The organism is Streptomyces sp. NPDC046335 (assembly GCF_055587985.1).
In genome coordinates this window covers 257137-269889 of record NZ_JBVJFF010000003.1, presented here as the reverse complement: position 1 = coordinate 269889, position 12753 = coordinate 257137, and the positions used below count along the sequence as shown (strand labels likewise).

Sequence of the window (12753 nt, the reverse complement as noted above, 5' to 3'; positions counted from 1 at the left end):
ACAGCACCGCAGGGCCGATGAACACCGCCCCCACCGGAAACACCGCCACCACCCAAACCGCCGCCCCCAAAGCGCACCGCATCGCCGTCATCGGCGGCGGCCCCGGCGGGCTCTACGCCGCCGCGCTGCTCAAGCGCCTGGACCCGGCCCGCGAGGTCACCGTCTGGGAGCGCAACGCCCCGGACGACACCTTCGGCTTCGGCGTCGTCCTCTCCGACGAGACCCTCGGCGGCATCGAGCACGCCGACCCCGCCGTGTACGCGGCCCTCCAGGCCGAGTTCGTGCGCTGGGACGACATCGACATCGTGCACCGCGACCGGCGGCACACCTCCGGAGGCCACGGCTTCGCGGCGCTCGGCCGCCGCAGGCTCCTGGAGATCCTGCACGAGCGCTGCCGCGGCCTCGGCGTCGAGCTCCGCTTCCGCACCGAGGCACCGCCCGCCGCCGCGCTCTCCACGGCGTACGACCTGGTCGTCGCGGCGGACGGCGTGCACAGCCTCACCCGCGAGGCGCACGCCGAAGCCTTCGGGCCGCACATCACGACGCACCGCTGCCGGTACATCTGGCTGGCCGCCGACTTCGCCTTCGACGCGTTCCGCTTCGAGATCGCCGAGACCGAGCACGGCGTGATGCAGCTCCACGGCTATCCCTACGCGCGCGACGCCTCCACCGTCATCGTCGAGATGCGCGAGGAGGTGTGGGAGGCGGCCGGCTTCGACGGGCTCGACGAGCGCGAGTCCACCGAACGCTGCGCCAAGATCTTCGCGGACGCGCTCGGCGGACGCCCTCTGCACGGCAACAAGTCCGCCTGGATCAACTTCCGCACGGTCGTCAACGACCGCTGGTCCCACGGCAACACGGTCCTCCTCGGCGACGCGGCGCACACCGCCCACTTCTCCATCGGCTCCGGCACCAAGCTCGCCGTCGAGGACGCCCTCGCCCTCGCCGCCTGTCTCCAGGAGCAGCCGGACCTGCCCGCAGCGCTCCAGGCGTACGAGGCCGAGCGCCGCCCGGTGGTCGCCTCCACGCAGCGCGCGGCCCGCGCCAGCCTGGAGTGGTTCGAGCGGATCGCGGACCACCTCGACCAGCCGCCGCGCCAGTTCGCCTTCAACCTCCTGACCCGCAGCCGCCGCGTCACCCACGACAACCTCCGGCTGCGCGACGCGGACTTCACCCGCGCCGTCGAGCGCGAGTTCGGCTGCCCGCAGGGCACGCCGCCGATGTTCACGCCCTTCCGGCTGCGCGGTCTGACCCTGCGCAACCGCGTGGTGGTCTCGCCGATGGACATGTACTCCGCCGTGGACGGCGTCCCCGGCGACTTCCACCTCGTCCACCTGGGCGCCAGGGCGCTCGGCGGCGCGGGCCTGGTCATGACCGAGATGGTGTGCGTCAGCGAGCACGGCCGCATCACGCCGGGCTGCGCCGGGCTCTACACCGAGGAGCAGGCCGAGGCCTGGCGGCGGATCACCGGCTTCGCGCACGCGCGGGCCCCCGGTACGGCCATCGGCGTGCAGCTCGGCCACTCGGGCCGTAAGGGCTCCACGAAACTGATGTGGGAGGGCATCGACGACCCGCTGCCCGACGGCAACTGGCCGCTGCGGGCCGCGTCCCCGCTCCCGTACAAGCCGGGCAGCCAGACCCCGCACGAGCTGTCACCGGCCGGTCTGGCGGAGATCCGCGACGAGTTCGTCGCGGCGGCCACGCGCGCCGAGCGGGCGGGCTTCGACCTGCTCGAACTGCACTGCGCGCACGGCTATCTGCTCTCCGGGTTCCTCTCCCCGCTGACGAACCACCGCACGGACGCGTACGGCGGCTCCCTGACGGCGAGGCTCCGCTTCCCTCTGGAGGTGTTCGACGCGGTCCGCGAGGCATGGCCCGCGCAGAAGCCGATGACGGTCCGGATCTCCGCCACCGACTGGGCCGACGGCGGCACGACCGCACAGGACGCCGTGGAGATCGCCCGCGCCTTCGCCGCCCACGGGGCCGACGCGATCGACGTCTCCACCGGCCAGGTCGTCGCCGACGAACGCCCCGCCTACGGCCGCTCCTACCAGACCCCCTACGCCGACCGCATCCGCAACGAGACGGGCATCCCCGTGCTGACGGTCGGCGCCATCTCGTCCTGGGACGACGTCAACTCCCTGCTCCTCGCGGGCCGCGCCGACCTCTGCGCGCTGGCCCGCCCGCACCTCTACGACCCCCACTGGACGCTGCACGCGGCCGCCGAACAGGGTTACGAGGGTCCGGGCGCCCCCTGGCCGGTCCAGTACCGCGCGGGCAGCCGCCGCCCGCAGACGGGCCGCACGGACGCCCCGAAGCCGCGGCTGACGCTCAACAGCTGAGCCCCGGCCGCCCGGAGAGCGGTCAGCCGCCCGACGCCACGAAGAGCGCCCCGGCCGCCCGGAGCCTGCCGTCGAGCGCCGTGAACACCGCGGCAGAGCGGGCGCCGGGCCAGTCGGCGGGGAGCAGCTCGGCGGGGAGCCCGGGGTCGGCGTAGGGGAGCTGCCGCCAGGAGTCGAGGGCCAGGAGGTAGTCGCGGTACGCCTCCCGCGGCGCCGGGTCGGCGCCCTCGCGGGCCTCCCAGGAGCGGAGCACCGGCTCATGGCGGTCCAGGAATGCCTCGTGCTGCTTGGCCAGCGAGGTGAGGTCCCACCAGCGGGACACCGCCTCGGCGGTCGGGGCGTAGCCCAGGTGTTCGCCGCGGAACAGGTCCACGTAGGAGGCCAGTTGCAGGCGCTCCAGGGTGTGCCTGGTCTCTTCGTAGAGGTGCGCGGGGGCGATCCAGACGCCCGGCGCGGCCGTGCCGAACCCCAGGCCCGCCAGGCGGGAGCGGAGCACGTGCCGCTTGTGCCGCTCGGCCTCGGGCACGGAGAACACGGCGAGGACCCAGCCGCCCTCGCGCCCGGCGGCGGCCGTGCCGTAGATGCGGCGGTCGCCGTCCTCCAGGAGCTGACGGGCGTCCGGCGAGAGCGCGTACCCCGCCGCGCCTCCTTCCGTGCGCGCGGGCACGAGCAGGCCGCGCCGCTTGAGCCGCGAGACCGACGAGCGCACCGACGGCGCGTCGACGCCGACCGGCGCGAGAAGGCGCACCAGGTCGGCGACCGGTACGGGGCCTGGTGCGGCCCGGCCGTAGGCGCCGTAGAAGGTGACGATCAGGGACCGTGGAGTGTGCTGCTCGGACACGTGATCACTCTACGGGCCCCGGCCCGCCCGCTGTCCGGCCCCGCAGCCGGAAGCGCTGGAGCTTGCCGGTCGCGGTCCGGGGCAGCGCGTCCAGGAAGACGATCTCCCTGGGGCACTTGTAGGGCACCAGCTCCGCCTTCACGAAGTCCCGCAGCCGGTCCGCGTCCGGCTCGGTCCCCGCACGCGGGACCACGTACGCCACGGCCACCTGGCCGCGCAGCTCGTCGGGGCGGCCGACCACCGCCGTCTCCGCCACGTCGGGGTGGCGCAGCAGGGCCTCCTCGACCTCGGGGCCCGCGATGTTGTACCCGGCGGAGATGATCATGTCGTCGGCGCGCGCGACGTAGCGGAAGTAGCCGTCGGCGTCCCTGACGTAGGTGTCGCCGGTGATGTTCCAGCCGTGCCGTACGTAGTGGAGCTGGCGCTCGTCGGAGAGGTAGCGGCAGCCGACGGGGCCGCGCACCGCGAGCAGTCCGGGCTCGCCGTCCGGCAGCGGGGCGCCGGAATCGTCGACCACGCGCGCGTGCCAGCCGGGGACGGGGCGTCCCGTGGTGCCGGGCCGTATCGCGTCGTCGGCGGCGGAGATGAAGATGTGGAGCAGCTCGGTCGCGCCGATGCCGTTGATGATGCGGTGCCCCGTGCGCTCGTTCCAGGCCTGCCAGGTGGCCGCGGGCAGGTTCTCGCCCGCCGACACGCAGCGCCGCAGGGAGGAGACGTCGTACGCGTCGAGTTCGTCCAGCATCGTGCGGTACGCGGTCGGGGCGGTGAACAGCACCGATATCCCGTGCCGTCCGATGGCCGGGAGGAGTTGCCTCGGGCCCGCCTGTTCGAGCAGGACGGACGAGGCGCCGAAGCGCAGCGGGAAGATGACGAGCCCGCCGAGGCCGAAGGTGAAGCCGAGCGGGGGACTGCCGGCGAACACGTCGTCGGCGGTCGGTTTCAGTATGTGCCGCGCGAAGGTGTCGGCGATGCCGAGCACGTCGCGGTGGAAGTGCATGCAGCCCTTGGGGCGGCCCGTGGTCCCTGACGTGAACGCGATGAGCGCGACGTCGTCGGCCGCGGTGTCGACGGCTTCGTACGGCTCGGGGTGCCCGGCGGCGCGCACGAGCAGATCCTCGGGCCCGTCACCCCCGTACGTGGTGATGCCCAGGCCGGGCACCCCGGCCTTGATCAGGTCGTCGACCGACCGTACATCACACAGTGCGTGCCGCACCTCGGCGATCTCGCACATGGTGGCCAGCTCCTGCGCGCGCTGCTGGGCGAGGACGGTCACGGCGACCGCGCCCGCCTTCATGACCGCGAGCCAGCAGGCCGCGAGCCACGGGGTGGTGGGCCCGCGGAGCAGTACGCGCCGGCCGGGCAGGACGCCGAGATCGTCGGTGAGCACGTGGGCGATCCGGTCGACGTGGCCGCGCAGTTCGCCGTACGTCCAGGTCTCGCCGGACGCGGCGTGGAAGGCGGGACGCCCGGCGCCGTGCCGCGCCACCGTCCGGTCGAGCAGTTCGGCGCCGCAGTTGAGGCGGGCGGGGTAGTGCAGCTCGGGGCGGTCGTGGACGAGGGCGGGCCACTGCTCGCGCGGCGGGAGGTGGTCCCTGGCGAAGCTGTCTGCGTGGCCGGATGGTGTCAGCCCTGGGATGCCGTTGGTTGCCATGGCGGCTCTGCCCCCTTGCCTGCCGGACGGGCGCTGTGGTGGGCTCGCCCGACGAGCGTATCGTGATGGTGACGACAGTCAACGGTGCGCGATAAAGGAGGGGACGGGGATGCCGACATTCGCTCTCGATCCAGCACAAACCGCCTGGTGCGCGGAGCTGCGCGCACTGACCGCCGACCGCCTGCGCCCCCTGGCGGAGAAGGGCACCCCCGGCCATGTGAACCGGCCACTGGTCGAGGCGCTGGGGGAACTGGGGCTCCTTGGACGGCTGTTCGAGGGGCCCGGCGCGGACGGGGGGCCCGGGAGTGAGGACGCCGGTTCAGGAGCCCTGGGGCTCTGCCTGATGCGCGAATCCCTCGCCTACGCCTGCACCGAGGCCGAGACGGCGCTCGCGCTGCAAGGGCTCGGCGCCCACCCCGTGTACGCGTACGGCACCGCCGCCCAGCGCGAGCGGTGGCTGCCGGAGGCGGCGGCAGGCCGCGCCGTCGCGGCGTTCGCGCTCTCCGAGCCGGGGGCAGGATCGGACGCGGCGGCCCTGTCCCTCGCGGCGGTCCCGGACGGTCCCGTCGGCTGGCGCCTGACCGGCGAGAAGTGCTGGATCTCCAACGCCCCCGAGGCCGACTTCTACACCGTCTTCGCCCGTACGGCACAGGGCGCGGGGGCCCGCGGCGTCACCGCCTTCCTGGTCCCCGCCGACCGCGAGGGCCTGACCGGCACCGCCCTCGACATGCTCTCCCCGCACCCGATCGGCGCGCTCGCCTTCGACGGCGTCCGCGTCGGCCCCGAGGACGTCATCGGCGAGGTGGACCGCGGCTTCCGCGTGGCGATGACCACGCTGAACCGCTTCCGGCCCAGCGTCGGCGCGTTCGCGGTGGGCATGGCGTCCGCGGCCCTGGACGCGACCCTCGCCCATACCGCGCGGCGGGACGCGTTCGGCGGGACCTTGGCGGACCTCCAGTCGGTGGCCCACCAGGTCGCCGAGATGGCGACCCGTACGGAGGCGGCGCGCCTGATGGTCTACGCGGCGGCGTCGGCCTACGACCACGAGGGCCCGCGTGCCCCCGGCATCGCGCGCCGCGCAGCGATGGCGAAGCTGCTGGCCACGGAGACGGCGCAGTACGTGGTCGACGCGGCCGTCCAGTTGCACGGCGCGCGGGCGCTTCAGCGGGGGCACCTCCTCGAACACCTCTACCGCGAGGTGCGGGCGCCCCGTATCTATGAGGGGGCGAGCGAGGTACAGCGGACCATCATCGCGAAGGAGCTTTATGCGTAGTGCGGTGCCCGGCGGGGGCTTGGGCGGTTCTTGTTCCGCGGGCGCGTCGTGGCTTGTCGCGCCGTTCCCCGCGCCCCTGACGGGGCGCTTCCCTGTACGCCCCTTCGACCGAGGAGTCGTAGCCCCATGGCCCTGAATCGCGTCAATCCCGCCGAGCTCTCCCCGCCCGCCGGCTTCTCGCATGCCGTCACGGCCAGCGGGGCACGGCTCGTGTTTCTCGCGGGGCAGACCGCCCTGGACGGTGAGGGCGAGGTCACCGGAGTGACCCTGCCCGAGCAGTTCGAGCGTGCCCTCACCAATCTCCTCACCGCCCTGCGCCACGCGGGCGGCACCCCCGCCGACCTCGCCCGCGTCACCGTCTACGCCACGGACGTCGCCGACTACCGGGCCCGCGCCCCCGAGCTGGGCCGTATCTGGAAGAGGCTGGCGGGCCGCGACTACCCCGCGATGGCGGTGATCGGCACGGTCCGTCTCTGGGACGAGCAGGCGATGGTGGAGCTGGACGGGGTGGCCGTACTCGACTGAGTGGCCGTACTGGACCGGACTGAGTGGCCGGCCGTACCGGACTTGAGCGCCCCGGCATCTCGGCCGGCCCAGCAGAGCGAACCGCGGCGGCCCGGCGCGCCAGCGGTGGCTGGAACCCACCGGTTGCGCCCAGACTCGAGAGCGGGGCCGTGCTCGTCGCCTGCGGCGGGGTACTCGGCAGTCCGCAACGTTGTCCTGTCCCAGGAGGCACCACGTGACGTTCAATCCGCTTGAGCAGCGAGGCATCCCGCTGGACCGTCAGCTGCCACGCTGCTGCGCCTGACCGGCTTGCCCGAACGCCCGGGCAAGCAGCCACTGCTGGTGAACTGGGTCATGCATTTCGGTCAAGCGGCGCTCCTGGGTGTCGTGCGCTCGGCCATGGCCCAGGCGGGGCTGCGCGGACCGCTGGCCTCGGCACAGTTCGCGGTGGTGCGGCTGACCAACGACCAGATCCTTGAGAACGCCACCGGGGTCGGCGCCCCGCCCTCGACCGGGCCCCGGCCGGCGACACGCGTCACTGCGCCCGGGCCGCCACTCCGACATCGGCCCGCTTCCCCCGGGGCACCAGTGACGTAGGCACACGGACGGCGGCATCCTCGGTCAGATGTCCCGGAACGTCTCGATCTGCGCGCCCACCGAGTTCAGGCGCTCCGCCAGCTCCTCGTAGCCGCGGTTGATGACGTATACGTTGCGCAGCACCGACGTGCCCTCGGCCGCCATCATCGCAAGCAGTACGACCACGGCGGGGCGCAGGGCCGGCGGGCACATCATCTCGGCGGCGCGCCAGCGGGTCGGGCCCTCCACCAGGACGCGGTGGGGGTCCAGGAGCTGGAGGTGGCCGCCGAGGCGGTTGAGGTCGGTGAGGTAGATCGCGCGGTTGTCGTAGACCCAGTCGTGGATCAGCGTCTTGCCCTGCGCCGCCGCCGCGATGGCCGCGAAGAAGGGGACGTTGTCGATGTTCAGGCCGGGGAACGGCATCGGGTGGATCTTGTCGATCGGCGCCTCCAGCTTGGAGGGCCGGACCGTGAGGTCGATCAGGCGCGTACGGCCGTTGTCGGCGAAGTACTCCGCCGTGCGGTCGTGGTCGAGGCCCATCTCCTCCAGGACCGCGAGCTCGATCTCCAGGAACTCGATCGGCACCCGGCACACCGTCAGCTTCGACTCCGTGACGACGGCGGCGGCCAGCAGGCTCATCGCCTCGACCGGGTCCTCGGAGGGGGAGTAGTCCACGTCGACGTCGATGGTCGGGACGCCGTGCACGGTCAGCGTCGTCGTGCCGATGCCCTCGACCCGCACGCCGAGCGCCTCCAGGAAGAAGCACAGGTCCTGGACCATGTAGTTCGACGAGGCGTTGCGGATCACCGTGGTGCCCTCGCTGCGGGCGGCGGCGAGCAGCGCGTTCTCCGTGACGGTGTCCCCGCGTTCGGTGAGGACGATGGGCCGGTCGGGGGTGACGTTGCGCGCGACCTCGGCGTGGTACAGCCCCTCGGTGGCGGCGATTTCGAGGCCGAACCGGCGCAGCGCGATCATGTGCGGCTCGATCGTGCGGGTGCCGAGGTCGCAGCCGCCCGCGTACGGGAGCTTGAAGCGGTCCATGCGGTGCAGCAGCGGGCCGAGGAACATGATGATCGAGCGGGTGCGGCGCGCCGCCTCCGCGTCGATGGCGTCCATCTCCAGCTTCACGGGCGGCACGATCTCCAGGTCGACGCCGTCGTTGATCCAACGGGTGCGTACGCCGATGGAGTTGAGCACCTCCAGGAGGCGGTACACCTCCTCGATGCGGGCGACGCGGCGCAGCACGGTCCGGCCCTTGTTGAGCAGGGAGGCGCAGAGCAGCGCCACGCACGCGTTCTTGCTCGTCTTGACGTCGATGGAGCCGGAGAGCCGGCGTCCGCCGACCACTCGCAGGTGCATCGGCCCGGCATAGCCGAGCGACACGATTTCGCTGTCGAGCGCCTCGCCGATACGGGCGATCATCTCAAGGCTGATGTTCTGGTTGCCGCGCTCGATGCGGTTCACCGCGCTCTGACTTGTGGAGAGCGCGTCGGCGAGCTGCGTCTGCGTCCAGCCCCTGTGCTGGCGGGCGTCGCGGATGAGCTTGCCGATGCGTACGAGGTAGTCGTCTGCCATGTGCAGCAGGTTATCTCAGATATGAGATGACGCGCGCGCTGGGGTGAGCCATAAGGGGGGCGAGGCCAACGAGGGCCAACGGGTGCCCATGTGGGTGCCCATGTGGGTGCCCATGCGGGGCCAGACGACTGCCGTCGTGCACCCACTCTGCCCCCGACGCGCGTGAGGCGCATCCCGGCAGCGCCGATCCGGTGACCGGACACCGATCGCCGATCGCCGATCGCCGGTCACGGTCACCGGACGCCGCGTCACATCACCGCCCCGGGCCTGGAGGGCGCGGGCTCAGCCCGCCGCCGAGGGTTGGTCGACGTACCCCTGCGCCCCTCCGCGGTAGTACGTGGCCGGGTCGCCCGGCGCCGGCTCGCGGCCCGCGGCGAACCGGCTGACCAGGTCGGGATTGGCGATGAAGTGCCGGGCGAAGGACACGGCGTCGGCCACGCCCTCCTCGACGGCGGCGTTCGCCGAGACCCGGTCGAAGCCGTTGTTCACGATCAGGGGGCCTCGGAAGAGCCGCCGGTAGCGGGCGAACTCCCCGAACTCCCCGAAGTCCTCGCCGGGGTCGTCGCTGTCCCGCCCCCGCAGGTGCAGATACGCCACGGGGTGGTCGTTCAGCACGGCGACCAGTTCGTCGTACGAGGCGAGCGTCGCCGCGTCGGCGGTGAAACTGCCGCCGTGCCAGTACGGCGAGAGGCGGACGCCCACGCCCCGCCCGTCCCACGCGGCAGCCGTCGCGTCGATCACGTCGAGCAGCAGACGCCGCCGCCCCGCGAGGTCACCGCCGTAGGCGTCGGTACGGCAGTTGAGCGCCGGGTTGAGGAACTGGGCGAGCAGGAACAGGCCGAGAGCGCCGATCTCCACCCCGTCGAACCCGGCCCGCCGGGCGTTCGCCGAGGCCAGGCGGTACTCCTCGACCGTCGCCCGGATGTCCGCCAGTGTCATCGCGCGCGGCGTGACGGTCGCCTTGAACCCGTCGGAGGTGAAGGACCTCTCGCCGGGGTTGACCGCCGAGGGGCCGAGCGGCAGTGCGCCGCCCAGGTGATCGGGGTGCGAAGCCGCGCCCGTGTGCCAGAGCTGGAGCACGATGCGGCCGCCGAGGCCGTGCACCGCCTCGGTGACCCCGCGCCACCCCGCGACCTGCGCCTCGCTGAAGATCCCGGGCACGTCGACGAAGCCGATCGCGCGCTCGCTGACCCAGGTCCCCTCGGTGACGATCAGCCCCGCCCCGGCCCGCTGCCCGTAGTACGTGGCGTGCAGCCCGGTCGGCGCGAGGGCGGCGTTCGTGGCGCGGGCCCGCGTGGCCGGGGCCATCACCACGCGGTTCGGCAGGCGAAGCCCGCCCAGGTCGAGGCCGCGCAGCAGGGGTTGGGTGCTGAGGGTGGTGGTCATGGCGTTCCTCCATCGGCGACGGGAATGGGGCGACAGGAATGGGGCGACAGGAATCGGGCGGCAGCAATCTGGTGACGGCAATCGGGTGACGGGAATGGTCACCGCGGCTCGGCCGCGTACGTCATGTAGGTGACGGGACACGACGAGGAAAGGTGACCGATGGATCGGGACGGGGACGGGGACGCGCACGGCGGGGTGTACGGGGACGCGCACGGCGGGGTGTACGGGGACGCGCACGGCGGGGTGTACGGGGACGGGCATGGCGAGGCGTACGGGGACGCGCACGGGGACGCGCACGGGGACGCGCACGGCGAGGCGCACGGGGACGCGTACGGCGAGGCGTACGGCGGGGTGTACGGCGACGGGCATGGCGAGGTGCGCTGCGAAGTGCGCGGCGACGTGCGCGGCCAGGTAGAGGCTCACACGGCGGGCGGCAGGAATTGCTCGCGGAGCGGTTCGAGGCGCACCGCGGCCACCTGCGCGGCATCGCCCACCGGATGCTCGGCTCGCTCGGCGACGCCGACGACGTCGTACAGGAGGCCTGGCTGCGGCTCAGCCGTGCCGACGCCGACGCGATCGGAAACCTCGCCGGCTGGCTGCGTACCGTCGTCTCCCGCATCTGCCTCGATCTGCTGCGTTCCGCCGCGTTCCGCCATGAAGAGCCGGCGGGGGAGCGGCTGCCCGAGCCCGTGGCGGCGTCCGGGGCGTCCGGGACGTCCGGGACGTTCGGGGAGGCCGCGGGGCCCGAGGAGGAAGTACTGCTCGCCGACTCGGTGGGCCGCGCGCTGCTCGTCGTCCTCGACACGCTGGGCCCCGCCGAACGGGTGGCCTTCGTACTGCACGACCTGTTCGCCGTGCCGTTCGTGGACATCGCCCCCGTGGTGGAGCGCACCCCGGTCGCCACGAAGAAGCTCGCGAGCCGGGCCCGGCAGAAGGTCCGCGGCACACCGCGCGCCACCGCCCCGCGGCTCGTACGGGACCGCCGGGTCGTCGAGACCTTCCTCGCGGCGGCCCGCAGCGGCGACCTCGAAGCCCTGCTCGCGGTCCTCGCCCCGGATGTCGTACGCAGGGCGGACCCCGCAACGCTTCCGGCGGGCCGGGCGGCGGAGCTGCGGGGCGCCAGGGCCGTGGCGGAGGAGAGCGTGCTCCTGCGGCGCAACGCCCGCTGTGCCGAGGCGGTGCTGATCGACGGCTCTGTGGGCCTGGTCGTCGCCCCGCGCGGGCGGCTGCTCCTGGCGCTGCTGATCAGCGCGGAGGCCGGGCGGGTGGCCGCGTACGAGGTGATCGCCGACCGCGCCCGGCTCCGGGAGCTGCACGTGACGCTGCTGCCGGAGGCCTGACGCCTACCGGACGCCTGACGCCTACCGGACGCCTGACGTCTACCGGACGCCTGACGCCTACCGGGTGGCTGTCGGCAGCCCCACCCCGCTGTCCCTGGCGTCCCCGCCGTCCCCGCTGTCCCGGCCGTGCGTGCCGTGGCCGGCTGTGGTCAGACTGCACCGGCCGTTCTCGCAGGAGCGCTGGAGACGGCCCCGAGAGATGGTCTGCATCAGCCCGACCGCCCAGCACGTGGGGCAGCCCCGCAGGGAGAGCAGGCCGACCGGCAGCAGAACCAGGCTGACCAGTCCGACCACCGGGATGAGAGCGACCGACCCGACCAGCGAGCCGAACCCCACGACACCGCGCACGATGTGCTCGGCGAGGGACTTGCTCGCATAGTCGGGACCCCCGGGGCGGGAGCCGGACCCAGACCCGCGTTCAGTCATCGTGCCCTCCAGAGGCTGATACAGGAGCTGATCCGGCGGCTGATCCGGCGGCAGACGCGGAAGCTGACCCGGGATCCGCCCGCAGCGTCCGCTGGACCGCCGCACGGGCCCGGTGCAGACGGGACTTCATCGCCGCCGTACTGAGGCCCAGCGCATCGGCGACCATCCGGCCGCTGTGGCCCTGGACGTCCCGCATGATCAGTACGCGACGCTGGTCGGGGGGCAGCGCGGCGACCGCCGCCGCCACCCTGCCCGCGTCCATGCGCTGGAGGACCTCGTCCTCGGCCGAGGCCACGGGGGTGTCCTCCCGCAGCGGTGCGCCGTGGTCCCGCAGCCGGGCCCGCGCACGCCGGAGGCACTCGTTGCGGACTATGCGGAACATCCACGACGCCAGGGCGCCGGAGGCCCGTAACGTCCCGATCTTGCGGTACAGGATGATCAAGGCTTCCTGCGCCGCGTCCTCCGCGTCCTCCGGGGTGGCGCAGAGGGAACGGGCGAACCGCCGCACGTTCGGGTGCGAGCCCGACACCAACGCGGCGATCGAGTCGAGGTCACCGCTCCGCGCGGCGGCGACCAGTCGTTCGTCCGGCCAGGCGGAGTCAGCCACGCCCGGCTCGCCTGCGCTTGACGACGAACACGCAGGTGCAGAGCAGCACCATGACGACTGCTGCGATACCGATTCCGATGACCACGACTACCTCCGGATCCCGTGCCGACGTCTGACGGCACACCAATAAGAGGCACGGGCCACCACAAAGGATTCAGCCGGAGAGGTACGGAGAGGCGGGGAGGTCGGAACGTCACGTATGACACGTCGGCGCGGCGGACAGCCGGGCGTG

Annotated in this window: 10 protein-coding genes; 4 read left to right on the top strand and 6 right to left on the bottom strand. The window is 73.0% G+C overall.

Translation table 11 applies throughout. The annotated features are described in order from the left end of the window. Positions 1-17: 17 nt before the first annotated feature. Positions 18-2342, top strand: a complete 2325-nt coding sequence (locus tag ACZ6JY_RS08080) for a bifunctional salicylyl-CoA 5-hydroxylase/oxidoreductase (protein WP_469193913.1) — start codon at positions 18-20, stop codon at positions 2340-2342. Between the two features lie 22 nt (positions 2343-2364). Here ACZ6JY_RS08080 and ACZ6JY_RS08075 read toward each other — a convergent pair whose 3' ends face one another. Together ACZ6JY_RS08075 and ACZ6JY_RS08070 are read right to left on the bottom strand one after the other, a co-directional pair. Further along, positions 2365-3183, bottom strand: coding sequence for a PaaX family transcriptional regulator (locus ACZ6JY_RS08075; protein WP_469193421.1), 819 nt, complete (start codon positions 3181-3183; stop codon positions 2365-2367). 4 nt (positions 3184-3187) lie between these two features. Next, entirely contained in the window at positions 3188-4834 is a 1647-nt protein-coding gene (locus tag ACZ6JY_RS08070; RefSeq protein WP_469193419.1) for an AMP-binding protein, read from the bottom strand. Positions 4835-4943: 109 nt separating this feature from the next. Here ACZ6JY_RS08070 and ACZ6JY_RS08065 point away from each other — a divergent pair, with 109 nt between their 5' ends. Beyond that, positions 4944-6107 (top strand): acyl-CoA dehydrogenase family protein, encoded by a 1164-nt coding sequence (locus ACZ6JY_RS08065; protein WP_469193417.1) that lies wholly within the window; start codon positions 4944-4946, stop codon positions 6105-6107. 126 nt (positions 6108-6233) lie between these two features. Continuing rightward, a complete protein-coding gene (locus ACZ6JY_RS08060; protein WP_469193415.1) occupies positions 6234-6632 on the top strand; it encodes a RidA family protein in 399 nt (132 codons plus the stop codon). Positions 6633-7232: 600 nt separating this feature from the next. On the opposite strand, the gene ACZ6JY_RS08055 is transcribed toward ACZ6JY_RS08060, so the two are convergent. Together ACZ6JY_RS08055 and ACZ6JY_RS08050 are read right to left on the bottom strand one after the other, a co-directional pair. Further along, positions 7233-8762 (bottom strand): helix-turn-helix domain-containing protein, encoded by a 1530-nt coding sequence (locus ACZ6JY_RS08055; protein ID WP_469193413.1) that lies wholly within the window; start codon positions 8760-8762, stop codon positions 7233-7235. A gap of 282 nt (positions 8763-9044) precedes the next feature. Next, positions 9045-10148 carry an alkene reductase gene (locus ACZ6JY_RS08050; protein ID WP_469193411.1) on the bottom strand — a complete coding sequence of 368 codons (1104 nt, stop codon included), beginning with the start codon at positions 10146-10148 and terminating at the stop codon, positions 9045-9047. 440 nt (positions 10149-10588) lie between these two features. Between ACZ6JY_RS08050 and ACZ6JY_RS08045 the strand changes: the two genes are divergently transcribed. Continuing rightward, positions 10589-11488 carry a sigma-70 family RNA polymerase sigma factor gene (locus ACZ6JY_RS08045; protein WP_469193409.1) on the top strand — a complete coding sequence of 300 codons (900 nt, stop codon included), beginning with the start codon at positions 10589-10591 and terminating at the stop codon, positions 11486-11488. Positions 11489-11545: 57 nt separating this feature from the next. On the opposite strand, the gene ACZ6JY_RS08040 is transcribed toward ACZ6JY_RS08045, so the two are convergent. Beyond that, positions 11546-11914, bottom strand: coding sequence for a hypothetical protein (locus tag ACZ6JY_RS08040; protein ID WP_469193408.1), 369 nt, complete (start codon positions 11912-11914; stop codon positions 11546-11548). Further along, a complete protein-coding gene (locus tag ACZ6JY_RS08035; protein WP_469193406.1) occupies positions 11907-12521 on the bottom strand; it encodes an RNA polymerase sigma factor in 615 nt (204 codons plus the stop codon). Before ACZ6JY_RS08035 ends, ACZ6JY_RS08040 begins: the two co-directional genes overlap by 8 nt. Positions 12522-12753: the final 232 nt, after the last annotated feature.